The organism is Geodermatophilus sp. URMC 60 (assembly GCF_053502585.1).
Genome location: NZ_CP199958.1, coordinates 871,242 through 895,303, shown reverse-complemented (window position 1 = coordinate 895,303; position 24,062 = coordinate 871,242). Strand labels below are relative to the sequence as shown.

Here is a 24,062-nt window from a genome sequence, read left to right as displayed (position 1 = left end):
GTCAGCCGACGACGACGTCCTCCATGCCCTCGACGCTCACCACGTCTCCTGCACGCAGCTGCCGCCCGCGCCGCTCCTCGGGCTCCCCGTTGACCCGCACCGTGCCGGTGAGCAGCACGTCCTTCACCTGGGCACCGGTCGGGACGGCGTCCACGAGCTTGAGCAGCTGACCCAACCGGATGGACTCCTCCCCCGGCCGCAGTTCGACGGTGCGCACGCCGCTCATCCCGCTCCCAGCTCGTCGCCGACCGAGACCGTGCCCGCCCGGGCGACCAGGGCACCGATCGCCAGGCAGCCGTCCCGCTCGCGGTGGATGGTCTTGAGGACGCCGTTGTCGCGGCCGATCCCGCCGGGCTGCGGACGGGTGACCATGACGCAGCGGTCCACCTGTTTCACGACGTCCAGCTCGGCGCCGCCCAGCCGCACCCGTCGCCCGACCAGCGCGTCCTCCCCCGCCCCGTCGAGGACGACGTTGGCGCGGAAGCGCCGCCGGTCCCAGGTGCCCAGCGTGCCGGTGGAGACCAGCGAGACCCGGGTGCGGGAGCTGTCGTGGAAGGCGCCGCGGGCGCCGGTGAAGGCGTCCCAGTCGTACTCCCCACGGTCCCCCACCTCGGCGGGGTTCTCGTACCGCCGCTCGCCGGGCTCGTCCGCCGCGGCGCGCAGCGTGACCGGGCGGCCCAGCCAGCCGGAGAGCACCGCGTCGTGCGACGTGACGGACCCGTCCGGCAGCACCACCTCCACCCGGCCGTCGGGGCGCAGCCGACCGGTCAGGAACAGCAGGTCGGGCACCCGCCGGGCGGTCAGCCCGAAGCCGGTCGAGACGTCGAAGAGCGCCCACTGCCGGTCGCCGGCCAGCCCCTCCGCACCGACGTCCGCACTGGTCAGCCGCTCCCCCTGCAGCGACTTGACCGGGTAGCGCCACAGCTCGGCGACCTGCACGTCAGGCCTCCCATCCCAGGGTCCAGGTACCGGCCCAGTCCGCGCCCGGCTCGAGCACGACGAGGTCGACGTGGTCGGCGAGCGCGTTCGGCGGGCAGGTCATCGGCTCGACGGCGACGCTGCGCCGGCGCTGCCCGGCCCTGAGCGTGTCGCCGGTGAACACCTGCAGCCACGGCCAGGACGCGTCGACGGCGAGCTCCAGGGCGCCCAGCGCCGCGCTGCGCAGCCGCACCCGGGCCCAGCCGTCGGCGTCGCGGGCGAGGTCGGTGACCGGGGTGTCGAGGGAGCGGTCGCCGATCCGGCCCATCGCCCCGTCGAAGGGACGCCGCTCCCCCGTCGGCAGCCCGCCGTCGTCCACCACCAGCTCGGTACGGGCCAGCAGCTCGAGCTCGGCTCCGGCGATGCCGCCGTCCTCCTGCGCGCCGACGGCGAGGTAGGGGTGGAAGCCGGCGCCGAAGGGAGCCGGGTCGGCGCCGGCGTTGCGGACCCGCATCGTCACGGTGAGCCGGCCGGGCTCGAGGGTGTGGTCGATCGCCGCGGCCAGCCGGAACGGATAGCCCGAGCGCGGCTCGACGACGGTGCCGACGGTGACCGCGTCGCCTGCCTGCTCCAGCACCGACCACGGCTGCCAGCCGACCAGCCCGTGCATCGCGGTGGGCTTGTCGAGGCCGGCCAGCTCCAGCTGCAGGTCGCGGCCACCCCAGCTCCACCGGCCCTCACGGATGCGGTTGGGCCAGGGCAGCAGCACCCGGCCGCGGCTGCCGCTGGGCACCGTGCCTGCGGTGTAGCCGTCGAGCAGCTCGCGGTCGCCGACGCTCAGCGTGCGCATCGCGCCACCGCGGAGGTCGACGGCCAGCCGGGCGTCGCCGGAGGTGATCTCGACCTCGGTGGGCTCGGTCGCGGGCCAGGCAGCGCTCATGGGTCCCACCCCACCACACGCGGGGCTCTGCCCACCGGCGAGATCGACGGTCTCGCACGGACGGAGGCCCGCAGCGGTGCGTGATCGGCGATCGCGCCGGGGGGACGGTGAGCCGGATCAGGCCGGGTCGAGCACCCGCTCGTAGTAGAGCGAGTCGTCGGCGTCGTCCGCGTAGTCGCCGAAGGCCGGGATCGGCCGGTAGCCCGCGCCCTCGTACAGCGCGATGGCCTCCGGCTGCCGGGGGCCGGTCTCCAGCCGCAGCGTCGTCCAGCCGCGGTGCCGCGCGGCCGCCTCCAGCCCGGCGAGCACGAGCTTGGACACGCCCCGCCCGCGCGCCGCCGGGACGACGTACATCCGCTTGATCTCGGCGACGTCGTCCCCCAGCGGGCGCAGCGCACCGCACGCGACCGCCTCCCCGCCGGCATCACGGGCGAGCAGGACGACGGCGACGTCCGCGGCCGAGGGCGGCGTCCCGGGCTCGAGACCGCCCTCGTAACGCGCCCGCAGCTCGGCCTGCTGAGCGGCGGTCAGCCGCTGGACGTCAGGGTCGTCCCAGGCGGCCGGTGCGAGCTGCACGTCGAGCACCGCCCGACCGTACTGACGCGTTCCACGTGGAACCCGTGACGTCCGTCAGTACCGCCGGGGCCCGCCCCGGGAAAGACTGGAGCCCCGACCCGAGGAGGCCACCCCGATGCCCGAGCCGCACCTGCGCGCTGCTGACGCCGACCGCGCCGCCGTCGCCGCCCAGCTCGGTGAGCAGATGAGCGCCGGACGGCTCACCGTCGCCGAGTACGACGAACGCCTGGCCCGCGCCTACGCCGCCCGCACCTACGGCGAGCTCGAGGCGCTCACGGCCGACCTGCCACGCCCGGCCGCACAGCCCCCGGCCCCCGCTCCGGTCGAGCGGCAGCCCGCGCACGGCTGGCACCACGGCGGCTGGAGCGGCGGGCCCTCGCGTGAGGCGGCCTGGCGCAACTGGGCCGTCACCGCCGTCATCGTGCTCACCGTCTGGATCGCCGCCTCGATCGCCTCCGGCGGCCTGAACTACTTCTGGCCGATCTGGGTCATCGGCCCGTGGGGTGCGGTGCTGCTCGCCCAGACGCTCGGCCGGGGTCGCGGCGACGGCGACGACCGGCGACGGCTCACCTGACGGCGCGGGTGACGGTCCCTGGAGCGGGTACACCGATGCGGACCGCCCACGCCGCACACCGGGGGACCCGCGATGCACTCCATGACCGAGCGCTTCACCGACGCGCTGCACCGGATCGACAGCGACCACGACGTCCAGCCCATGGTGGACCTCACGGGTGACGACGCCGAGCTGGTCAAGCTGGACGAGCACCACCAGACCAGGGGCAAGGACGGCGCGAAGACCTTCTGGGAGGACTACCGCAACGTCTTCGGCGACCTGGAGACGACCTTCACGCACAGCGTCGTCGGGGAGGACAGCGCCGCCCTGGAGTGGACCTCGACCGGCACCCTGCGCAGCGGCAAGCCGTTCCGGTACCGCGGGGTGACCGTCATCGAGGGCGACGAGGAACGGCTCACCGGCGTCCGCACCTACTACGACTCCGCGGCATTCCTCCAGGAGCGCGGCGGCACGGCCTAGAGCCGCGCAGACGCAGCGAGCCGGCCCCCGAGGGGACCGGCTCGCTGTCGTCGTCGTGGGCAAGGGGGGAGTTGAACCCCCACGTCCTCTCGGACACACGGACCTGAACCGTGCGCGTCTGCCATTCCGCCACTTGCCCTGGCGAGGAACGACACTATCAGCCCCCTGCGCAGACCCCCGGGAGGGGGCCGGTCGTCGATCCCGAGGGCCTGCCGCCCACCCTGGGAACGTGAGTCGGTCCCCGGCTGGCCGCTCCGTTGACGGCTACGATCATCGGTGGCAGACCGGACGACCGCGCGAGCGCAAGGGAGCGACTGTGGGTGTGCTGCAGCGCTTCGAGCGGCGGCTGGAGGGCATGGTCGGACTGGCCTTCGCCCGGATCTTCAAGGGCAAGGTCCACCCGGCCGAGATCGCCAAGGCCCTGACCCGCGAGGCCGACGAGCAGCGCGCGGTCATGGGCGAGGGCCGCGTCCTCGCGCCCAACATCTACGACGTCCGGCTGGGCCCCACCGACTACGACCACCTCGCCGAGTGGTCCGAGCAGCTGGCCGCCCAGCTCGCCGACATGGTCACCGAGCACGTCGAGGGCGAGGGCTACCAGGTCTTCGACGCCGTCCAGGTGCGCCTGCAGCGCGACGACGGGCTGCCCACCGGTGTCTTCGAGGTCAGCTCGCACGTGGCCGACCCGTCGGCCAAGCCGGGCCCCCGCCTCGACGACCCGGTCGGCCCCCGCAGCGGCGCCGTCCCCCCGCTGCCCCCGCTGCAGGGCCGCATGGCCACCGACACCGGCCGGCAGTCGCCCTCGACGGTGGTCGGCCGCGCGGGCTCCCGGCCCGGGATGACCCACGTGCTCCTGGTCGACGGCCCGGGCACGCGGCACGAGCTGACCACCGGGCGCAACGTCATCGGCCGCGGCACCGACGCCGACATCCGGCTGCCCGACACCGGCGTCAGCCGCAAGCACGTCGACGTCGTCCTGGACGGCGGGACGGCGATCGCCGAGGACCTCGGCTCGACCAACGGCACCCTGGTCAACGGCCGGCGGATCACCCGACAGCCGCTCGCCGACGGCGACGTCATCCGCATCGGCCACTCGGTGCTGGTCTACCGGCAGGACGGCGCGTGAGGCGGGTCGCGCCATGACGGCCGAGATCGTGCTGCAGATCTTCCGCTTCGGCTTCCTGTTGCTGCTGTGGCTGTTCATCTTCGCCGCGTTCCGGGTGGTCCGGGCCGACCTGTTCGGCGGCCGCGCCGGGCGGGTGGCCTCGGTGCCGCCGCGCGCCGCCGCGCCCGGGAAGAGGACCCGCGGCGCCCCCAAGACGCTCGTCGTCACCGCCGGCCCGCTCACGGGCACCAAGATCACGTTGGGCGACCAGCCGATCCTCATCGGCCGCGCCGACGACTCGACCCTGGTGCTCACCGACGACTTCGCCAGCTCCCGGCACGCCCGGCTGACCAACCGCGGCGGCCAGTGGTACGTCGAGGACCTGGGCTCGACCAACGGCACCTACCTCGACCAGCAGCGCGTCCAGGGGCCGCTGCTCGTCGCGCCGGGCCAGCCGATCCGCATCGGGCAGACCGCGCTGGAGCTGCGCTCGTGACCCGCCGCGCCCGGGGGAGCCGACCCCGATGAGCCTCGCGCTGCGCTACGCGGCCCGGTCCGACCGCGGCCTGGTCCGCGGCAACAACCAGGACTCGGTGTACGCCGGGCCCCGGCTGCTCGCCGTGGCCGACGGCATGGGCGGCCACGCGGCCGGCGACGTCGCCAGCAAGGTCGTCATCGCCGCCCTCGAGCACCTCGACGACGACGCGCCCTCCGGCGACATGCTGCAGGCGCTGCGGGAGGCGGTGTTCGACGGCAGCGAGCACCTGCGCGAGGTAATCCGCGAGTCGCCGCAGCTGGAGGGCATGGGCACCACGCTCACCGCCGTCCTGTTCGCCGGCGGCCGGCTGGCGCTGTGCCACGTCGGCGACTCGCGCGCCTACCTGCTGCGCGACGGCGTCCTGCAGCAGATCACCCACGACGACACGTTCGTCCAGACGCTGATCGACGACGGGCGGATCACGCCCGAGGAGGCCAACCACCACCCGCAGCGCTCGCTGCTGCTGCGCGCGCTCAACGGACAGGACGTCGACCCCGACCTGTCGATGCGCGAGGCGCGCGCCGGCGACCGCTACCTGCTCTGCTCCGACGGCCTGTCCGGCGTGGTCAGCGAGGAGACGCTCGCCGAGGCCCTGCAGGACCCCGACCCGCAGTCCACCGCAGACCGGCTGGTCGAGCTGGCGCTGCGCAGCGGCGGGCCGGACAACATCACCGTGATCGTGGCCGACGTCGTGGAGGACGACGGGGAGGGCACCTACCCGGTCGAGCCGGTCGTCGACGGCGCCGCGGGCGGCAACGTGGGGCAGCGCGCGGTCGACCCGCGCTCGGCTGCCGGACGGGCCGCGCTGGCCGATCCGCGGCCGGAGCCCCCGGCCGCCGCGGGGACGAGCGGGGGAGCCGGGATGGCCGTCGCGCCGCCGCCCGGCCGCCGCCGGCGCCGGGTGCTCGGCGCGCTCGCCGCCGTCGTCCTGCTGGGCGCCGCCGCCGTCGGCGCCTACCTGTGGGTGCTGTCCAACTGGTTCGTCGGCGTGCAGGGGACCGCGGCCGGCGAGCGGGTGACCGTCTTCCGCGGCCTGGACACCTCGCTGCTGGGCATGGAGCTCAACCGGGCCGCCGACGTCACCGACCTGGCCGTCGCCGACCTCACGCCGGCCGGTGCCAGCAAGGTCGAGCGCGGCATCGCGGCCCGCGACGCCGCCCACGCCGAGAGCATCGTCTCCAAGCTGCGCGACCAGCGGCTCCCGCTGTGCCCCGACGAGGAGGACGCCGAGCCGGCCCCGCTCGCGCCGACCGGGTCGCCCACACCCGCACCGGCCCCGGACGCCAGTGCGGCGCCGACCGGCGCCGCCCCCACCCCGCCCGAGCCGACGACCTCCGCGCCGACGTCGCGGCGCGCCACGGCGACGCCCGAGCCCGGGGTGGACTGCCGGGAGGCCCAGTGACGTCCGGCCCCACGACCGACCCGCGCGCCGCGGCGCCGGGGACGGCGACCCCGCCCAAGCGCCGCAACACCGAACTGGCGCTGCTCGGCTTCGCCGTCGTCATCACGCTGGTCGCGCAGGCGATCGTCGACCTCACCGTCACCGGCTCGCTGACCACCGAGCTGGCCACCTTCGGCCTGTGGTTCACCGCGCTGTGGGCCGTGGCCCACCTCGTCGTCCGCAGGTGGGCGCCCTACGCCGACCCGCTGCTGCTCCCGGCGGTCGCCCTGCTGGTCGGCCTCGGGCTGTCGTTCATCCACCGGCTCGACCTCGCCGCCCAGCAGGCCGGCAGCTCGGTCAGCCGGGAGGACGCCCCCGTCCAGCTGGTGTGGGCCACGCTGGGCCTGGTGCTGTTCGTGGGCGTGCTCCTCGTACTGCGCGACCACCGGCTGCTGTCCCGGTTCGCCTACACGCTGGCCCTCGTCGGCCTGGTGCTGCTGGCGATCCCCGCGCTGCTGCCGTCGTCCCTCTCGGAGGTCAACGGCGCCAAGATCTGGATCCGGGTGGCCGGTTTCAGCATCCAGCCGGGCGAGTTCGCCAAGATCTGCCTGACCGTCTTCTTCGCCGCCTACCTCGTCGACAAGCGTGACGTCCTGGCGCTGGCCAGCCGCCGGGTCGCCGGCCTGGAGCTGCCGCGCGGCCGCGACCTCGGCCCGGTGCTCGTCGCGTGGATGCTGTCGATCCTCGTGCTGGTCTTCGAGCGCGACCTGGGCAGCTCGCTGCTGCTGTTCGGCATCTTCGTGGTGATGCTCTACGTGGCCACCGAGCGGGCCAGCTGGCTGCTCATCGGGCTGGGCCTGTTCGCCGGCGGGGCGCTCGTCGCCTACCAGCTCTTCGGTCACGTGCAGCAGCGCGTCGACTCCTGGCTGGACCCCTTCGAGTACTACGACGGCTCCGGCTTCCAGGTCGCCCAGGCGCTGTTCGGCCTGGGCACCGGCGGGCTGTTCGGCGCCGGGCTGGGTGGCGGCCGCCCCGACCAGGTGCCGGTCGCCAAGAGCGACTTCATCGCCGCCGCCGTCGGCGAGGAGCTGGGCCTGTTCGGCTTGGTCGCGGTGATCATCGTCTACCTGGTGCTCGTCGAGCGCGGGCTGCGCACCTCGCTGATCTGCCGCGACGCGTTCGGCAAGCTGCTGGCCGCGGGCCTGTCCTTCGCGATCGCCTGGCAGGTGTTCGTCGTCCTCGGCGGCGTCACCGGCCTGCTGCCGCTGACCGGCCTCACCACGCCGTTCCTCGCCTACGGCGGCTCGTCGCTGGTGGCCAACTTCGTGCTGGTCGCCGTCCTGGTCCGGATCAGCGACGCCGCCCGCCGTCCGGCCGCCCCGGCCGCGCCGCCCAAGCCCGCACTCGGTGACGCCCCGACCGAGGTGGTGCAGACGTGAACGCCCCGCTGCGCCGCGTCGCGATCAGCGTGCTCGTGCTGTTCACGCTGCTGATCGTCAACGTCAACGTCATCCAGGTCGTCCGCTCCGACGAACTGCGATCCGACGGCCGCAACACCCGCGTGCTGGTCGAGGAGTACGACAGCGAGCGCGGCTCGATCGTGGTGGGCGGCACCGAGGTCGCCAACTCGGTCCCGACCGACGACCGGCTCACCTACCTGCGGCAGTACGCCAACGGACCGGTGTACGCCCCGGTCACCGGCTACTACTCGCTGGTGTACGGCAACGCCCAGATGGAACGGGCGGCCGACGACGTGCTCTCCGGCGACGACGCCCGGCTGTTCACCCGGCGCCTGGCCGACCTGTTCACCGGGCGCGACCCCGCCGGCGGCGATGTCGTGCTGACCCTGGACCCCGCGGTGCAGGAGACGGCGATGGCCGGGCTCGAGGGCGTCACCGGTGCGGTCGTCGCGCTCGACCCGTCGACCGGGGCGGTGCTCGGCATGGCGAGCACCCCGACGTACGACCCGAACCAGCTCTCCAGCCACGAGCCCGCGGCGATCCGCGAGTACTCCGACCAGCTCGACGGCCTGGAGATCGACCCGCGCCTGAACCGGGCCATCGACGCCCGCTACTCGCCGGGCTCGATCTTCAAGGTGGTCGTGTCGGCCGCCGCGCTGTCCAGCGGCCAGTACACCCCCGACACCGTCGTCCCGGCGCCGCAGGAACTCGTCCTGCCCGGCACCAGGACGGCGCTGGAGAACTTCGGCGGCTCGGCCTGCGACCCCAGCGGCCAGCAGACCCTGCTCGACGCGCTGACCGTCTCCTGCAACACCGCCTTCGCGCAGCTGGGCATCGACCTCGGCGAGGACCGGGTGCGGGAGATGGCCGAGGCGTTCGGCATCGACGGCGAGGGCCTCGAGCTCCCGCTGACCACCGAGGGCAGCACGCTCGGCGAGATACAGAACGACGCGGAGCTCGGGGTCAGCTCGATCGGCCAGCAGGACGTGCAGCTCACCCCGCTGCAGGCGGCGATGATCGCCTCCGCGGTGGCCAACGACGGGACCCTGATGAGCCCTTACCTCGTCGACCAGGTACGCGCGCCGGACCTGTCGGTCATCGACCAGACCGACCCGGAGGAGCTCAGCGAACCGGTCTCGGCCGATGTCGCGGAGGGGCTGACCGAGATGATGACCAGCGTCGTGGAGAACGGCAGCGGCCGCCGCGCGCGGATCCCCGGTGTTCCCGTCGCCGGCAAGACCGGGACCGCGGAGAACGCCGGGCCCGACCACAACTGGTTCATCGGGTTCGCCCCGGCCGACGACCCGCAGATCGCCGTGGCGGTCTTCGTGGCCAACGGCGGCGGCACGGGCGGCGACGTCTCCGCCCCCATCGCCCGGGACGTCATGCAGGCCTACCTCGACGGGCAGGGCGGCTGATGGCACTGTCGACCGGGACGATCCTCGCCGGCCGCTACGAGATCACCGCACCCATCGCCACCGGCGGCATGGGCGAGGTCTGGCGGGCGAGGGACCGCGTCCTCGACCGCGAGGTCGCCGCCAAGGTGCTCCGCAGCGAGTTCACCGGCGACCCGAGCTTCGTGGCCCGCTTCCGCAACGAGGCGCGGCACACCGCGGCGCTCTCCCACCCCAACATCGCCTCGGTCTACGACTACGGCGAGACCCAGGACGAGCGCGGCGCCCAGCTGGCCTTCCTCGTCATGGAGCTGGTCGAGGGCAAGCCCCTGGTCACGATCCTCCACGAGGAGGGCAAGCTCCCGGTCGACTGGACGCTGCACGTCCTCGGCCAGGCCGCCGACGGGCTCTCCGCCGCCCACCACGCCGGCGTCGTCCACCGCGACATCAAGCCCGGCAACCTCATCGTGCGCCCCGACGGCGTGGTCAAGCTGACCGACTTCGGCATCGCCCGGGCCCGCGACGCCACACCGCTGACCCGCACCGGGATGGTCGTCGGCACCGCGCAGTACCTCTCCCCCGAGCAGGCGCAGGGCTTCGAGGTCACCTCCGCCTCCGACGTGTACTCCCTCGGCGTCGTCGGCTACGAGTGCCTGACCGGCGGCCGACCCTTCGACGGCACGTCGCAGGTCGCGGTCGCGCTGGCGCACATCAACCGCCCGCCGCCACCGCTGCCGGCGAACGTGCCGCCGGCGGTGCGGCTGCTCATCGAGCGCGCCCTGGCCAAGGACCCGGCCGACCGCTTCCCCGACGGCGCCGCCTTCGCCGCCGCGATCCGGTCGGTGGCCTCCGGCAACGGCCTCTCCCCGGCCCCGGCCGCAGGGCCCGCGACGCCGCCGCACGACCTCGGAGCCGCCCCCACCGCGCGGACCGAGGTGGTCGACGACCTCGCCGACTCCCGCACGCAGGTGCTGGGCGCCGCCTCCGCAGGCGGGGCCGCCGTTCCCGGGGCGCGCACCTCGGTGGGCGCGATGCCGCCGCTGCGCCGGGCGGAGGACGACGAGGCCGACGACCGGTACACCCCGCCGCCCGCGGACGACGGCCGACGCCGCAACCGCTGGGCCTGGCTGGTCGCCGGGCTGCTGCTGCTCGTACTGCTGGGCGGCGGGCTGTGGGCCCTGTCGAGCGGCGGGGACGACGGCTCGACCGGCACCGCCGCCGACCCCACGACCGCGGCACCGAGCAGCCCGGCCCCGGGCGCCGGGACCGTGTTCGTCGACAGCACCGGCTACATCGGCGACCCCGTGGACGACGTCGAGCAGGTGCTCGCCGGCCAGGGCCTGCGGGTGGCGACGGAGGAGGCCACCGCCGGGCAGCTGGCCGAGCTGGGTCAGGCGCTCGACGGGGGAGACGTCGTGACCACCAACCCGTTCAACCAGGCCGTGGCACCGGACTCGACCGTCACGCTCTACTACGCACCGCAGGACTACGCACCCGACACCGGTGAGGAGGACACCGGGACCGAGGAGGGAGAGGCACCCGCAGAGGAGGCACCTGCGCAGGGAACCACCCAGGCACCCCGGACGACCGCACCGGCGCCGACAACCCCCACGCGGGGCAGCAGCCCGACCTCCTCAGCGCCGGCGTCGCGCACCCCCTCCGCACCAGCGGCCACGTCGTCCAGCGTGCCGGACGAGGACGAGGAGGAGCCGCAGCAGCCCGGCACCCCGGCGCCCGGGCCGGAGGCCGAGCAGGGGCCGCTGTCCGGTCAGCCGGCTCCCGGCGGCTCGGATCGCGGCGCCCTGGAGGGCGAGGCGGCGGCAGCGGACACGGGCGCAGCCGGGTGAGCCACGCCCCTCGCGCCACCCGGGTCCGGCCGGTCGCAGCGGTTACGCTGCCCGGCGGCCCACCCGTCCGTTGCGCTCCGCCGGGTCCCGCCCCGACGCAGGACCGCACCGCCCGAGAGGACCTCCGATGACCACGCCTCCAGTGCTCGGCGAGCGCTACGAGATCGGCGGGGTGCTCGGCCGCGGCGGCATGGCCGAGGTGCACCGCGGCCGCGACCTGCGCCTCGGCCGCGAGGTCGCGGTCAAGGTGCTCCGCAGCGACCTCGCCCGCGACCCCTCCTTCCAGGTCCGCTTCCGCCGGGAGGCGCAGGCCGCGGCCTCGCTGAACCACCCGGCGATCGTCGCCGTCTACGACACCGGTGAGGACCGGTCGTCGAGCGGCGCGACCCCGTACATCGTCATGGAGTACGTCGAGGGCCAGACCCTGCGCGACGTGCTGCGTCGGGAGGGCGTGCTCTCCCCGGAGCGGGCGATGACCTTCGCGGCCGACATCTGCGCCGCCCTGGACTTCAGCCACCGCAACGGCATCGTGCACCGCGACGTGAAGCCCGGGAACGTGATGATCACGCCCCAGGGCACGGTCAAGGTCATGGACTTCGGCATCGCCCGAGCGGTGTCGGACTCCGCCGCCACCATGACCTCCACGGCCGCGGTGATAGGGACCGCCCAGTACCTCTCCCCCGAGCAGGCCCGTGGCGAGAGCGTCGACGCCCGCTCGGACGTGTACTCGGTGGGCTGCCTGCTCTACGAGCTGGTCACCGGCGCCCCGCCGTTCACCGGCGACTCGCCGGTCTCGGTGGCCTACCAGCACGTGCGCGAGGACCCGAAGCTGCCCTCGTCGGTCAACCCGGCGATCCCACCCGACCTCGACGCCGTCCTCCTCAAGGCGCTGAGCAAGAACCCGGCCAACCGGTACCAGTCCGCCGCGGAGATGCGCAACGACCTGCTGCGGGCGCTCGCCGGCCAGCGGGTCGAGGCGACGCCGGTCATGGGCGACGCCGAGAAGACCGCCATCATCGGCACCCCACCCGGCGGGTACGGCGACGGCGACTGGGACGACGAGGACGACGAGGCGGCCGGCAAGCGCCGGCGCAACCGCATCATCGCCGCGGTGATCGCCGGCGTGCTGCTCCTCGGCGGCGTGATCGCCGTGGCCCTGCTGATGAACTCCGGCGACGACGAGCCGACGACGCCGACGGCCACGCGCGTGAGCGTGCCCAACGTCGTCAGCCAGGACCAGGCGACGGCGACCCAGACCCTCCAGGCCGCCGGGCTGACCGTGGGCGAGGTCGGCATGCAGGTCACGCAGGACGAGTCGCAGGAGGGTCTCGTCCTGAGCACCGACCCCGCCGGCGGCGCGCAGGTCGACCAGGGCAGGGCGGTGAACCTGGTCGTCGGTGTCGGACCGGACACCATCGAGATCCCGGCGGTCATCGGCCTGGACGCCGACCGCGCCGAGACCACCCTGGGGAACGCGGGCTTCTCGGACGTGCAGACCGAGGAGATCGACTCGCTGTCGCCCGCCGACCAGGTCGTCGACGTCAGCCCCGGCGAGGGCCAGTCGGTCGACCCGAGCACGACCGTGACGCTGCAGGTCTCCGACGGTGACGCCGAGGTGCCCGACGTCAGCGGTCAGCAGCAGGCGGCGGCCACCCAGGCACTGCGGGCCGCCGGTTTCACCAACGTCGTCCCCGAGGAGGTCGACTCCAGCCAGCCCGCGGGCACCGTCGTCGCGACCGACCCCTCCGGCGGCGAGCAGGCGTCCGCGGACGACCCGATCACCCTGCAGGTCTCCAGCGGCCCGGCCGAGCCCGAGACGGTCGCCGTCCCCGACGTCGTCGGCGAGGAGCAGGCGACCGCCCAGCAGCAGCTGCGGGCGGCCGGCTTCACGGTCAACGTCACCAACCAGCCGGCCGGTGACGCCGCCGACGTCGGGGTGGTGCTGCAGCAGAACCCGACCGGCCGGGCTCCGGAGGGCGCGACGGTGACGATCGTCGTCGGGACCCAGCCGTCCGGGACCACGCCGAGCGGTGACGACGACGACAGCGACAGCGGCGGTGGTGGCGGCGGTGGCGCTTCCCCGCCTGCCGTGGACTAGCCGCAGGACGACAGCAGGGCCCCTCCCCGCACCGGGGAGGGGCCCTGCGTCGTCAGGAGGGTTCTCAGGCCGTCGTCGCGACCGTGGTGAGCCGGTGGGCCGCGGCGCTGGCCGCCTCGACGGTGGCCGGGTCGGGCGCCAGGCCGCAGGCCTCCAGCCAGGTGGCGAGCATCCGGTGGCCGCCCTCGGTGAGCACCGACTCGGGGTGGAACTGCACGCCCTCGATGGGCAGCTCCCGGTGCCGCAGCGCCATCACGATGCCGGAGGGCGTCGTCCCGGTGATCTCGAGCTCGGCGGGCACGGTGTCGCGGTCGACGGCCAGCGAGTGGTAGCGGGTGGCGGTGAACGGTGAGGGCAGCCCGGCGAGCACGCCGGCGCCCTCGTGCACCACCTGGCTGGTCTTGCCGTGCAGCAGCTCGGGCGCGCGGACGACCTCCGCGCCGAACGCCTCACCGATCGCCTGGTGGCCCAGGCACACGCCGAGGACCGGCGTCCCCGCCTCCGCGGCGGCCCGCACCATCGGCACGGTCACGCCCGCGGCGGCCGGCGTCCCCGGGCCCGGGGAGAGCAGCACCCCGGCCACGTCGAGGTCGGGCAGCTCGTCGACGGTGACGGCGTCGTTGCGCCGGACGACGCACTCGACGCCCAGCTGACCCAGGTACTGGACCAGGTTGTAGACGAAGCTGTCGAAGTTGTCGACGACGAGGATGGGACGGCTCACGTCCCCTGTGTACCAGGAGGACCCCGCGCCCCGACCCGTGCAGGCACCGACCCGAGCTCGCGAGGGGTGGGGAGGACGTGGTCCTCCCCCCTGCACGAGGCCTCAGCCGGCAGCGGCTGTGGCGTACTCCATGTCCGGTGGGCCGTCGTAGGCGGGCAGGGTGAGCTCCCCGCGTGCCTGGACGGCGAAGCCCAGCCCGTAGTCCTCCACGGCCTGCCGGAAGACCTGGACCTGGGGCGACGCCGCCAGCTGGGCGCGGACCGCGTCGGCGTCCCCGATGGCGGTGACCACGAACGGCGGGGACCAGGTGCGGCCGTGGAGCAGCAGCACGTTGCCGACACAGCGGACGGCGCTGGTCGCGATCAGCCGCTGGTCCATGATCGCCACCGCGTCCGCCCCGGAGGCCCACACGGCGTTCACGACGGCCTGCACGTCGGACTGGTGGATGACGACGTCGTCGGGCCGCGCGCCGAGGGGCAGCGAGCCGTCGGGCCGCCGCGGGGCGTCGTCGAGGGTGATCTGCACACCGGGGCCGGTGAGGGCCACCAGGCCGGCCGAGAGCGCCCCGGCGTCCCCGGCGTCGCGGGCGGCCGCCACGTCGCCGTTGCGGGACGCGGCCTGGTCGGTGAGGGCCTGCACCTGCTCCTGCAGCGCCGCCAGCTGCTCCTCCTGCGCCGCGACGGCCTCTCCCCGGGCAGGGATGAGGGCGGAGAGCTCCGTGGCCTCACCGCCGCGCAGATCGGTGCCCTGGGCGGTCTGGCTCGAGGTGGCGAACAGCAGCCCCGCCGCCAGCGCCACCACGGGCACCAGGGCGGCCCACGCGGTACCCCCGCGGGTCGTCCGCAGGCGCAGGGTGCGGGCTGTGGCCACATCCGCAGCTTAGGCTGGGAAACCGTCACGGCCGGTCACGACGGACCGGCCCCGGAGGGAGTCCATCGGTGCCGAAGTCCAAGGTGCGCAAGAAGTCGGTCTACACGCCGCCGCAGGGCACCCTGCAGTCCGGCACGGCGAGCGCGCGGGTCCTCCAGCCCAGCCCGCGCTGGTACGCCCCGCTCATGGTCACGCTCATGCTGCTGGGGCTGTTGTGGATCGTCGTGTTCTACGTCGCCGGTGACCGGATCCCGATCATGTCGTCGCTCAACGCCTGGAACTTCCTCATCGGGTTCGGCCTCATGGTGGCCGGTCTGGTCATGTCGATGCGCTGGCGCTGAGAGAGGCCCTCCTGCCCCGCCGCTCGCAGGCTCGCGCCGGGACCCTGCAGGAGGGTCGCCCTCCCTCCCACCCCTCGTAGCAGGACCTCGTCCTCCCCACCGCTCGCAGGCTCCGGGCGGCACCCGGGACCGAGCCGGCGGGACCCGGGAGGCGCCGCACACCCCACGCGGAGAGGCCCTCGTCCCACTCGGGACGGGGGCCTCTTGTTGTCACCGACCAGATACGCACAGTGTTGTCCACACCCGGCGCTGTGCACAGCGGTCCGACGCTGTCCACAGGTCGACAAAGCGCTGAACCCCCAGGGTTGTCCACGACGTGTGGAGAACGCCTGTTCGACCACGCGGCGCTGACCTGCGTGTTTATGAGGCATGTGGCTGATGTGACGAGAAGGGCAGCCGAGTAACTACAGCCCTGTGACTCCATCCCCAGCTGTGCACACAACTGTGGACGAGTCGACTTGGCGGCAGCCGGGCGACGCTCCTCCGCTCGCCGCCCTGCCCGTCCTGTGGTAGCGCGACACGCGGCCTGACCACGGCAGATCCCGACGTCCCCCCACGCCGTCCCCGCGGACGAGGACGGCCCCCGGTCCACGGGGGACCGGGGGCCGTCGACAGGGGCCTGTGGAGATCTCAGTCGGTGAGCAGCTCCAGGATCGTCGCATTGGCCATCCCGCCGCCCTCGCACATCGTCTGGAGGCCGTAGCGGGTGCCGGTGGCCTGCATGGTGTGGACGAGCGTGGTCATGATCCGCGCGCCCGACCCGCCCAGCGGGTGGCCCAGCGCGATCGCGCCGCCGCGCGGGTTGAGCCGGTCGCCGTCGGCTCCCGTCTCGGCCTGCCAGGCCAGCGGCACCGGCGCGAACGCCTCGTTGACCTCGAAGACACCGATGTCCTCGACCGACAGACCCGAGCGCTGCAGCAGCTTGTGCGTGGCCGGGATGGGGGCGGTCAGCATGATGACCGGGTCGTCGCCGGCCATGACGGTCGTGTGGATGCGCACCAGCGGGCGCAGGCCGAGCTCGCGGGCCCTCTCCGACGTGGTGACCAGCAGCGCGGCCGACCCGTCGGAGATCTGGCTGGCGTTGCCGGCGCTGATGACGCCGTCCTCCTTGAACGGGGTCTTCAGCGACCCCAGCTTCTCCAGGGTCCCGCCGGGGCGGATCCCCTCGTCCGCGCGCACCACGGTGCCGTCCGGCGTGGTCACCGGGACGATCTCCTCGTCGAAGGCGCCGTCGGCCTGCGCCTTGGCCGCCTTCTCGTGCGAGGCGAGGGAGTACTCGTCGAGCTGGGTGCGGGAGAAGCCCCAGCGTTCGGCGATCATCTCCGCGCCGATGCCCTGGTTGGGGAAGACCCCGCCGTAGCGCTCGAGGAAGCGCGGCCCCAGCGGCTTGCCCGCCAGGCCGTCCGCGCGGGCGGATCCCATGGGCACCCGGCTCATGGACTCGACGCCGCCGGCGACCACGACGTCGGCCTGACCGCTGATCACCGTGGCGGCGGCGAAGGCGACCGCCTGCTGCGAGGAGCCGCACTGCCGGTCGATCGTCGTCCCGGGCACCGATTCCGGCCAGCCCGCGGCCAGGACGGCGTTGCGGCCGATGTTGAAGGTCTGCTCGCCGACCTGGCTCACGCACCCCCAGAACACGTCCTCGACCACGGCCGGGTCGATGCCGGTGCGCTCGACCAGCGCGTCGAGCACGCTGGCCGACAGGTCGACGGCGTGCACGCCGGACAGTCCACCGCCCCGCTTGCCCACAGGGGTGCGCACCGCGGCGCAGATGACGGCATCTCGCATGACCACTCCTCGTCGACGTGGGCGGCATCACGCCCGCCTGCGCCAGATGGTAGGACGTCCACGCACCGGAGCCGCTGGCCCCGTCCGGAGGCTCGCGCCGAGCGTGCGAGGCGTGAGGAGGACGGGGTCCTGCTACTGGGAGGCTGGACGGCGTGCAGTGGTCGCCGCGCACCGGGGAGACGGCGGTCCTGGCGGTCGTGGGCGTCGCCCTGGGCCTGGCCACGGTGTTCCTGGACCCGCTCGGTCGACTGCTCGTCGGCGCGGCCGCCGTCCTGCTGCTGGCCCTGGCCGCCCGCGACCGCCTGCTGCGCCCCCGGCTGGCCGCCGGGCCGGCAGGGGTCGCCGTCCGCCGGCTGACCGGCGCCACGGTGCTGCCCTGGGAACGGCTGCAGGTGCGGGTGCGCGAGACGCGCAGGTGGGGAGTGCGCTCCCGGCTGCTGGAACTGGACACCGCCGCCGGGCCGGACGACGACGGTGAGCTGGTGCTGCTCGGCCGCCGGGACCTGGGCGCCGACCCCGGCGACGTCGCCCGGGCTCTCCGCGCGCTGCGGCCCCGTCCAGGGCACCGCCCCGAGCCTGCGAGGGGCGGGGAGGACGGGGCCCTCTAACCGAGGACGACGAGGGTGGACACGGTCAGCGCGACCAGCACGAGCGCCGCCGTCAGCAGCATCAGGCCGAGCACCTGCAGCTCGGTGCGCCGCCGGGCCAGCACGACCACCCCGGTGGCGACGAAGCCGGCCACCAGGCCGCCCAGGTGCCCCAGCAGCGAGACGCCGGGCAGGAAGCTGATGAGCACGTTGATCGCCAGCAGCGTCAACAGCCCGCGGAGGTCCTCCCGGCGGGCGATCATGACGACGGCGAGCCCGCCGAGCAGCCCGTAGATCGCGGCCGAGGCCCCGGCGACCGGGCGTCCCGGCTCACCGAACAGCTGCAGCGCAGCCGCGCCGCCGAGCAGCGACACGAGATAGACGGCGAGGTAGCGCCACCGGCCCAGCTGGCGTTCCAGCTCGGAGCCGAAGACCAGCAGCGCCAGCATGTTGAGCACCAGGTGCAGGAGGCCGATGTGCAGGAACGCCGCCGTGACCAGCCGCCAGTCCTCCCCCAGCTCGACGAGCACGGGGATCTGCGCGAGCTGGACGAACAGCGGGCTGAGCTGGTTGTCGAGCGGGTCGGCCCCGGTCAGGCCGGCGGAGACCGCGGTGGCGACGAACACCGCCACGTTGAGCACGATGAGCGTGACCGTGACCGCGCCGAAGCGCCGTCCGGCCCGCTGGAGCAGCGGAGCCTGGCGGGGGCGGCGCACACCGGCGTTGCCGGCCCGGACGTCGTCCGGGCACTGGAAGCCGACCGAGGCGGGGGTCATGCACTCCGGGCAGATCGGCCGGCCGCAGCGGGTGCACGAGATGCGCGTGGGCCGGTCGGGGTGCCGGTAGCACGTCGGTGGCGGGGGCGCCGGCTGCGGTTGGCCGGCGCCCCCGTCGTCCGGGCTGGTGGTCAGCTGCGCTGCACCTCGACGGACTGCAGGACGACGTCGTCCACCGGGCGGTCGCCGCGGGCGGTCTGCACCTTGGCGATGCGGTCGACGACGTCCCGGCTGGCCTGGTCGGCCACCTCGCCGAAGATCGTGTGCTTGCCGGTCAACCAGGTGGTCGGCGCGACGGTGATGAAGAACTGGGAGCCGTTGGTGCCGGGCCCCGCGTTGGCCATGGCCAGCAGGTAGGGCTTGGTGAAGGCCAGGTCGGGGTGGATCTCGTCGCCGAACTGGTAGCCCGGGCCGCCGATGCCCTGCCCCAGCGGGTCCCCGCCCTGGATCATGAAGCCGTCGATGATCCGGTGGAAGATCGTGCCGTCGTAGAGGCGGTCGGTGGTCTTCGCGCGCGTCTGCGGGTGGGTCCACTCCCGGCGGCCCTCGGCGAGGTCGGCGAAGTTCGCGACCGTCTTGGGGGCGTGGTCGGGGAACAGGTCGACGGTGATGTCGCCCTGGTTGGTGTGCAGGACGGCGCGGCGGGCAGGAGTCGCTTCAGTCACGACGTCCACTCTCCCACTGGTCCGTGCGCGGCGAGCACGGGGCGGCCGACCGCAGGGCCTGCTCGCGTGCGCGGGAACACCACGACGTCGAGGGCGCGCTCACGGTGGGAAGCCGCCGCTGCCTCGGCGTCCGTGTGCACGCCGCTCCCGTTTCCGGTCGTTCTGCGGACTATCTGCGGACTGCGTGCGGACTGCCGGTACGCGGTCGCCGCTGCGTCGGACGCTGCTTTGGGAGGCGGCACCCGCCCCATCCCCGCGGGAGTCTCTCCGACTGCGCCGGCCGTCGGAAGGGCGCTTGCGCGTCCCTCCGGGATGGGCCACTGGACACTGCGTCCGTCTACCGGGACGCGTGCCGTAAGTGGACTCCGCGGTGACGATGGTCAGGAGCCCGATGACGAGGCGTGATCCTCGTTCGTCCGCTCCTGGGCGGCTTGCTGTGCGGGTGAGGTGGCCCAGCTGGCGAGGAAGGCAAGTGCCTGCTGCGAGGGTGAGCCCTGCTCCGCGGTGAAGGTGATGAGCGTCTGGCCCAGATCGGCGGTGAGCGCCAACCCCTCGTAGGCCAGGATGAGGTCACCGACGACCCGGTGGTGGAAGCGCTTGGTGCCGGTGGTGTGCCAGCGGACGTTGTGCGTGGCCCACAGGGTGCTGAACTGCTGGCTGCGGGTGGTCAGCTCCCCGATGAGCTCGGTGAGCTCGCGGTCGTCGGGGCTGCGGGCGACTTCGGCGCGCAACTGGGACACGATGTCGGCGGCGACCCGGTTCCAGTCGGGGTAGAAGTCGGTGGCCCGCGCGTCGAGGAACGCGTAGCGGGCGTGGTTCGGCGTGCGGCCGGCGCTGCCGGGGCCGGCGTCGTCGAACAGGTCGGCGTAGAGGGCGCGGGCGAGCGGGTTGGCGGCGGGGACGTCGAGCCGGCCGTTCTGCACGAACGCCGGGACGTCGGTCATCGCTCCGAGTAGCTGCTGCACGCCTGGGCGGACGCCTGTCCGGGCAGGACGGCGGCGCGCACGGGCGGCCGTCGTCGCCCCACGGGTCAGGTCGTAGAGGTGCGCGCGCTCGGCGTCGTCGAGCTGCAGCACCCGGACGAGCGCCTCCAGGACGCTGCCGGAGACACCGTTCGCGTTGCCTCGCTCCAAGCGCGTGTAGTACTCGACGCTCACGCCGGCGAGCAGCGCCACCTCCTCGCGGCGCAGCCCGGGCACGCGCCGCTGCCCGCCGTAGGCCGGCAGGCCGGCCTGTTGCGGGGTGATCCGAGCCCGCCGGGTGCCCAGGAACTCGCGCAGGTCCTTCCGGTTGTCCACGGCAACCACGTTAGGTCCGCCGAGACCCGCGTGGGGGTCCCTGCCAGTACCCCCTCTCAGCAGGCTCTGCCACACCGCCGCCGAGCGGCGTTTCCTCGGTTGCAGCGAGTTCGACCAGCCGCCCGCCGCCCGCGGGCCGTACCTCGCCACCCACTCGTTCGAGACCGAAGGACTGCACCCAGATGACTGACAGGAAGATCTGGCTCATCACCGGCGCGGGCCGCGGCATGGGCACCGACATCGCCCGCGCCGCCCTGGACGATGGCCACGCGGTCGTGGCCACCGGCCGCAACCCCGACCGGGTCGCTGCCGCCCTCGGCACGCACGAGGACCTGCTGACCGTCACCCTGGACATCACCGATCCCGCCAGCGTCACCGCCGCAGTCGACGCCGCCGTGCAGCGGTTCGGCCGCATCGACGTGCTGGTCAACAACGCCGGCAACTTCTACGCCGGCTTCTTCGAGGAGATCACCCCCGAGGACTTCCGGGCCCAGATCGACACCAACCTGTTCGGCCCGCTCAACGTCACCCGCGCCGTGCTGCCGGTCATGCGCGCCCAGCGCTCCGGCCTCGTGGTGACCTTCAGCTCCTCAGCCGGCATCACCGGGGGCGAGTTCACCTCTGCCTATGTCGCGTCGAAGTTCGCCCTCGAAGGGTGGAGTGAGTCGCTGACGCCGGAGGTCGCGCCGTTCGGCATCCGCACGATGCTCGTCGAGCCCGGCTTCTTCCGCACCGAGCTGCTCACCGAGGACTCGACCCGCTATCCCGAGCCGTCGATCGAGGACTACGCCGAGCGCACCCGGCAGACCGTCACCGCCTGGAAGGGCATGAACGGCCAGCAGGGCGGCGACCCCGTCAAGCTCGCCCGCGCGCTGGTCCAGCTCACCGACTCCGACGAGCCCCCGCTGCGCTGGGCCGCCGGCACCGACGCCGTCGCTGCTCTCGAGCAGAAGGCCCAGCAGCTGCTCGCCCAGGCCGACGCCCACCGCGACCTGTCCAGCTCGCTGGCGCACGACGACGCCACCGCCTGAGACGGCAACCGCCCATTCCGACCACCTGCCGGAGATGACCACCCTGATGACCTCGAAGCTCACCGGCACCGTCGCCCTCGTCACCGGCGCCAGCAGCGGCATCGGCGCAGCCACGGCCCGCCAACTGGCCGAACACGGCGCCGCCGTGGCACTCATAGCCCGCCGCAAGGACCGGCTGGACGACCTCGCCGCCGACATCGAGAGCCGGCGGCACCGCGCTGGAGGTGGCCGCCGACATCGCCGACCGCACCGAGGCCCAGGCCGCCGTCGCACAGACCGTCGCCCAGTTCGGCCGGCTGGACATCCTGGTCAACAACGCCGGCCTGATGCTGCTTGGCCCGGTCGTCGGCGCGGATCCCGACGAGTGGGACCGGATGATCGCCGTCAACAATCAGGGCCTGCTCTACACCACCAACGCCGCCCTGCCGCATCTGCTGCGGGCCGCTGAGGACGGCCCCCGCCGGGTCGCCGACATCGTCAACATCAGCTCCGTCGCCGGCCGGGTCGCCGGGAGCGGCTACGGCGTCTACAACCTGACCAAGTTCGGGGTGAACGGGTTCACCGAGGCGCTCCGCCAGGAGATCACCAAGCGCCACGTGCGCGTCGGCGTCCTCGAGCCTGGCGCAGTGACCACCGAACTCGGCTCGCACAACAGCGACCAGGTCCAGGCCGAGATGATCAGTCCGTTCTTCACCGGCGTCGAGGTCATCGGCGCCTTGAACGCGTACTCGAGCAAGCCGGCGGCCTTCGCCACCCCCGAGGCGCTGGACGCGACGCTGATCGTCGCCGAGACCGTCGCGGTCGTGATGGTCAATGCCCAGGCACATGGCCGACTCGCCGAGGAAGCGGCCAATCTGCGCCTCGCCATGGAGTCGCGGGCGGTCATCGAGCAGGCCAAGGGCGTGATCATGCGCAGCGGCACGTAACCGCCGAACAGGCCTTCGAGATCCTGCGAGAGGCGTCGATGCGATACAACCGCAAGCTCCGGGACATCGCGGTGGGCCTCGTCGACGGAGTGCAGCCCCACCAGACGTAGGAGCAGTTGACATGCCGTCCCGGTTCAAGCCGGGGCGCGTGCTCGACGCCGTGCCCTCGGGTTACGGTCGCAGTCGTGCCCGATGCCAGGGAGATCGAGCCAGCGGACGCCGACCGGATCCGCGCCGCACTCATCGGCGTCCGCGACGCCCAGGACGAGCTGGAGAAGGCCGTCGCCCGGGCCCTTTTCAACAGCGCGAGCGTGCGCGCTGTCGCCGAGCTGGGACTCTCGCCCAACACGGTGCAGAAGTACGGGCGGGCGCATGGCTGGCCCACCGAGGAGAACCGCCGGCGGTTCAACGAGTCCCGCTGGGACCGGCAGGAACGTCAGCGCGCCGACGGATAGTGCGGTTGCACCAACCGCCTGCAGTCGGTCGATGACCCCTCACCGATGCAGCTTCTTGGTTGAACCACACCGGCTGGTGGGGACGGTACGCCCCATCCGACGACCCCAGTACGGCAGCGAGTCACTACCTGACCACCTCAGGGTGGGCCGCTATGGGACAGAAGGCGGCCTCAGGGACAGGGGGCGGCCCCGCCGTCCACAGTGTTGGAACGGCGGGGCCTGACCGCGACGGCGCCCGCGGAGGCCGCTGCGGCTGCTCATCAGTGCCCGCGGCCCCCGATCCGGGGGGACCCGGCAGGTACCTGGGCCGGTCCAGCATCCGGTGCCGGGCCCGGCTCATCGGAGGGGTAGTTCGCCGGTGTGGACCAGGGCGTCGGCGATCTCGCGTAGCTTGCGGTTGGTCTTCATCGACATCTGGGCCAGGACCTGGAACGCCTGATCCGCGGTGAGCTTGTGGCGGTCCATCAGGATCCCCTTGGCCTGGTCGATGACCCCTCGGGTCTCCAGCGCGGTCTGCAGGTTGTCGGCCCTGTCCCGGGCGCTCTGGTAGGCGTGCAGGTTGCCGGCGGCGACCGCGGCGTAGGGGGCGAACCGGGTGGCCGCGCTCCGGCTGTCCTCGTCGAAGGCGTGCGGCTCGCGGGCGTAGATGTTCAGCGCGCCGCGGACCCGCTCGTCCTCGTCGATGGCCAGCGGAACGGACAGGGAGCTGAGGGCACCGTGCTCGACCGCTCGGGGCAGGTAGTCCGGCCACCGGGAATCGGTGCGGGAGTCGGCGATCTCGATCAGCTCGCCGGTGTGGGCGGCGTGCAGGCAGGGGCCGTGGCCGCGTTCGTACTGGGACTCGTCGAGGTCGGTGGCCAGTCGGCCGGTGCTGGCCACCGTGGTCGGGTGGTCCTTGACCACCAGCGTCACCGACGCCTCGGGGCTGCCCGGCATCACCGTCTTGGTCAGGTCAGCCACGGTCTGCAGCAGGTCCTCCATGGACAGGTTGCGTAGGGACAACCGGCCCAGGCGCTCCAGCGCCTTGGCGGCTTTCGTCGGCTGCGAGTTTTCGGGACTGCCCACGGCACGGCCTCCGGACTGCTGGTACCGAAGGTGGGTGACCTCGGCCGCGGACCTCGATCTGGGGTCCGTGCGCGGTACGCCGACTGTGTGGCGCGCCTTCGACTCCGGGCATCCCGACGTCTTCCCCTGACGCTACTCGCATCGGCGCCCTCCGAGCCGCTGGCGATGTCCCAAAGTGGGCCGCTATGGGCGCCTCGCTCGACGGCTGATCCACCGACGACCCCGCAGCCGTGTCCCGCAGGGCGA

The 24,062-nt window shown here is 73.6% G+C and carries 25 protein-coding genes, 1 tRNA gene and 1 pseudogene; 15 read left to right on the top strand and 12 right to left on the bottom strand.

The genetic code is table 11. The features are described 5' to 3' along the window. Position 1: 1 nt before the first annotated feature. From ACWIX3_RS04315 to ACWIX3_RS04300, 4 genes are all read right to left on the bottom strand, one after another. The gene (locus ACWIX3_RS04315; protein WP_448610844.1) at positions 2-226 is read right to left on the bottom strand and encodes an RNA-binding S4 domain-containing protein; all 225 of its coding nucleotides are present in this window, start codon (positions 224-226) and stop codon (positions 2-4) included. Further along, the gene (locus tag ACWIX3_RS04310; RefSeq protein ID WP_448610843.1) at positions 223-939 is read right to left on the bottom strand and encodes an MOSC domain-containing protein; all 717 of its coding nucleotides are present in this window, start codon (positions 937-939) and stop codon (positions 223-225) included. The genes ACWIX3_RS04315 and ACWIX3_RS04310 overlap by 4 nt, the downstream gene beginning before the upstream one ends. A gap of 1 nt (position 940) precedes the next feature. Further along, positions 941-1,858: an aldose 1-epimerase family protein gene (locus ACWIX3_RS04305; protein ID WP_448610842.1), complete on the bottom strand. Its 918-nt coding sequence runs from the start codon at positions 1,856-1,858 to the stop codon at positions 941-943. A 117-nt stretch (positions 1,859-1,975) separates the two neighbouring features. Beyond that, the gene (locus ACWIX3_RS04300) at positions 1,976-2,443 is read right to left on the bottom strand and encodes a GNAT family N-acetyltransferase (RefSeq protein ID WP_448610841.1); all 468 of its coding nucleotides are present in this window, start codon (positions 2,441-2,443) and stop codon (positions 1,976-1,978) included. Between the two features lie 106 nt (positions 2,444-2,549). Between ACWIX3_RS04300 and ACWIX3_RS04295 the strand changes: the two genes are divergently transcribed. Together ACWIX3_RS04295 and ACWIX3_RS04290 are read left to right on the top strand one after the other, a co-directional pair. Further along, a complete protein-coding gene (locus ACWIX3_RS04295) occupies positions 2,550-3,008 on the top strand; it encodes a DUF1707 SHOCT-like domain-containing protein (protein WP_448610840.1) in 459 nt (152 codons plus the stop codon). An 81-nt stretch (positions 3,009-3,089) separates the two neighbouring features. Then, positions 3,090-3,467, top strand: coding sequence for a nuclear transport factor 2 family protein (locus tag ACWIX3_RS04290; RefSeq protein WP_448610839.1), 378 nt, complete (start codon positions 3,090-3,092; stop codon positions 3,465-3,467). Positions 3,468-3,523: 56 nt separating this feature from the next. Here the strand turns inward: ACWIX3_RS04290 and ACWIX3_RS04285 are convergent. Next, positions 3,524-3,606 (bottom strand) — tRNA-Leu (locus ACWIX3_RS04285). Positions 3,607-3,789: 183 nt separating this feature from the next. Between ACWIX3_RS04285 and ACWIX3_RS04280 the strand changes: the two genes are divergently transcribed. From ACWIX3_RS04280 to pknB, 7 genes are all read left to right on the top strand, one after another. Beyond that, a complete protein-coding gene (locus ACWIX3_RS04280) occupies positions 3,790-4,593 on the top strand; it encodes an FhaA domain-containing protein (protein WP_448610838.1) in 804 nt (267 codons plus the stop codon). A 13-nt stretch (positions 4,594-4,606) separates the two neighbouring features. Next, positions 4,607-5,068: an FHA domain-containing protein FhaB/FipA gene (locus tag ACWIX3_RS04275; RefSeq protein ID WP_448610837.1), complete on the top strand. Its 462-nt coding sequence runs from the start codon at positions 4,607-4,609 to the stop codon at positions 5,066-5,068. A gap of 28 nt (positions 5,069-5,096) precedes the next feature. Next, entirely contained in the window at positions 5,097-6,512 is a 1,416-nt protein-coding gene (locus ACWIX3_RS04270; RefSeq protein WP_448610836.1) for a PP2C family protein-serine/threonine phosphatase, read from the top strand. Continuing rightward, entirely contained in the window at positions 6,509-7,930 is a 1,422-nt protein-coding gene (locus ACWIX3_RS04265) for an FtsW/RodA/SpoVE family cell cycle protein (RefSeq protein ID WP_448610835.1), read from the top strand. The genes ACWIX3_RS04270 and ACWIX3_RS04265 overlap by 4 nt, the downstream gene beginning before the upstream one ends. Beyond that, complete coding sequence (locus tag ACWIX3_RS04260; protein ID WP_448610834.1) at positions 7,927-9,369, top strand: peptidoglycan D,D-transpeptidase FtsI family protein; 1,443 nt, start codon at positions 7,927-7,929, stop codon at positions 9,367-9,369. The genes ACWIX3_RS04265 and ACWIX3_RS04260 overlap by 4 nt, the downstream gene beginning before the upstream one ends. Further along, positions 9,369-11,192 (top strand): serine/threonine-protein kinase, encoded by a 1,824-nt coding sequence (locus tag ACWIX3_RS04255; RefSeq protein ID WP_448610833.1) that lies wholly within the window; start codon positions 9,369-9,371, stop codon positions 11,190-11,192. Before ACWIX3_RS04260 ends, ACWIX3_RS04255 begins: the two co-directional genes overlap by 1 nt. Positions 11,193-11,319: 127 nt before the next feature. Then, positions 11,320-13,290 carry a Stk1 family PASTA domain-containing Ser/Thr kinase gene (gene pknB, locus ACWIX3_RS04250; protein WP_448610832.1) on the top strand — a complete coding sequence of 657 codons (1,971 nt, stop codon included), beginning with the start codon at positions 11,320-11,322 and terminating at the stop codon, positions 13,288-13,290. Between the two features lie 64 nt (positions 13,291-13,354). On the opposite strand, the gene ACWIX3_RS04245 is transcribed toward pknB, so the two are convergent. Together ACWIX3_RS04245 and ACWIX3_RS04240 are read right to left on the bottom strand one after the other, a co-directional pair. Beyond that, positions 13,355-14,011 (bottom strand): aminodeoxychorismate/anthranilate synthase component II, encoded by a 657-nt coding sequence (locus ACWIX3_RS04245; protein ID WP_448610831.1) that lies wholly within the window; start codon positions 14,009-14,011, stop codon positions 13,355-13,357. 102 nt (positions 14,012-14,113) lie between these two features. Continuing rightward, positions 14,114-14,881, bottom strand: a complete 768-nt coding sequence (locus ACWIX3_RS04240) for a DUF881 domain-containing protein (RefSeq protein ID WP_448610830.1) — start codon at positions 14,879-14,881, stop codon at positions 14,114-14,116. A 68-nt stretch (positions 14,882-14,949) separates the two neighbouring features. Here ACWIX3_RS04240 and crgA point away from each other — a divergent pair, with 68 nt between their 5' ends. Beyond that, on the top strand, positions 14,950-15,222 hold the full coding sequence (gene crgA, locus ACWIX3_RS04235; RefSeq protein ID WP_448610829.1) for a cell division protein CrgA: 273 nt from the start codon (positions 14,950-14,952) through the stop codon (positions 15,220-15,222). Between the two features lie 630 nt (positions 15,223-15,852). Here crgA and ACWIX3_RS04230 read toward each other — a convergent pair. After that, complete coding sequence (locus ACWIX3_RS04230) at positions 15,853-17,013, bottom strand: thiolase family protein (RefSeq protein WP_448610828.1); 1,161 nt, start codon at positions 17,011-17,013, stop codon at positions 15,853-15,855. 152 nt (positions 17,014-17,165) lie between these two features. Here ACWIX3_RS04230 and ACWIX3_RS04225 point away from each other — a divergent pair, with 152 nt between their 5' ends. Beyond that, positions 17,166-17,621, top strand: a complete 456-nt coding sequence (locus tag ACWIX3_RS04225; protein ID WP_448610827.1) for a PH domain-containing protein — start codon at positions 17,166-17,168, stop codon at positions 17,619-17,621. Here the strand turns inward: ACWIX3_RS04225 and ACWIX3_RS04220 are convergent. The 3 genes from ACWIX3_RS04220 to ACWIX3_RS04210 form a co-directional block, all read right to left on the bottom strand. Beyond that, entirely contained in the window at positions 17,618-18,376 is a 759-nt protein-coding gene (locus tag ACWIX3_RS04220; protein WP_448610826.1) for a rhomboid family intramembrane serine protease, read from the bottom strand. The genes ACWIX3_RS04225 and ACWIX3_RS04220 overlap by 4 nt on opposite strands. A 131-nt stretch (positions 18,377-18,507) precedes the next feature. Further along, positions 18,508-19,041 (bottom strand): peptidylprolyl isomerase, encoded by a 534-nt coding sequence (locus tag ACWIX3_RS04215; RefSeq protein WP_448610825.1) that lies wholly within the window; start codon positions 19,039-19,041, stop codon positions 18,508-18,510. A gap of 380 nt (positions 19,042-19,421) precedes the next feature. Further along, entirely contained in the window at positions 19,422-20,339 is a 918-nt protein-coding gene (locus ACWIX3_RS04210) for a helix-turn-helix transcriptional regulator (protein ID WP_448610824.1), read from the bottom strand. A 182-nt stretch (positions 20,340-20,521) separates the two neighbouring features. On the opposite strand from ACWIX3_RS04210, the gene ACWIX3_RS04205 reads away from it, so the two are divergent. From ACWIX3_RS04205 to ACWIX3_RS04190, 4 genes and pseudogenes are all read left to right on the top strand, one after another. Further along, positions 20,522-21,370, top strand: coding sequence for an SDR family oxidoreductase (locus tag ACWIX3_RS04205; RefSeq protein ID WP_448610823.1), 849 nt, complete (start codon positions 20,522-20,524; stop codon positions 21,368-21,370). Between the two features lie 34 nt (positions 21,371-21,404). Further along, positions 21,405-22,296 (top strand): annotated as a pseudogene (locus tag ACWIX3_RS04200) (SDR family NAD(P)-dependent oxidoreductase). Between the two features lie 20 nt (positions 22,297-22,316). Beyond that, the gene (locus ACWIX3_RS04195; protein WP_448612436.1) at positions 22,317-22,406 is read left to right on the top strand and encodes a hypothetical protein; all 90 of its coding nucleotides are present in this window, start codon (positions 22,317-22,319) and stop codon (positions 22,404-22,406) included. A gap of 75 nt (positions 22,407-22,481) precedes the next feature. Continuing rightward, positions 22,482-22,751: a hypothetical protein gene (locus tag ACWIX3_RS04190; protein WP_448610822.1), complete on the top strand. Its 270-nt coding sequence runs from the start codon at positions 22,482-22,484 to the stop codon at positions 22,749-22,751. 336 nt (positions 22,752-23,087) lie between these two features. Here ACWIX3_RS04190 and ACWIX3_RS04185 read toward each other — a convergent pair whose 3' ends face one another. After that, a complete protein-coding gene (locus tag ACWIX3_RS04185; protein WP_448610821.1) occupies positions 23,088-23,816 on the bottom strand; it encodes an ANTAR domain-containing protein in 729 nt (242 codons plus the stop codon). Positions 23,817-24,062: the final 246 nt, after the last annotated feature.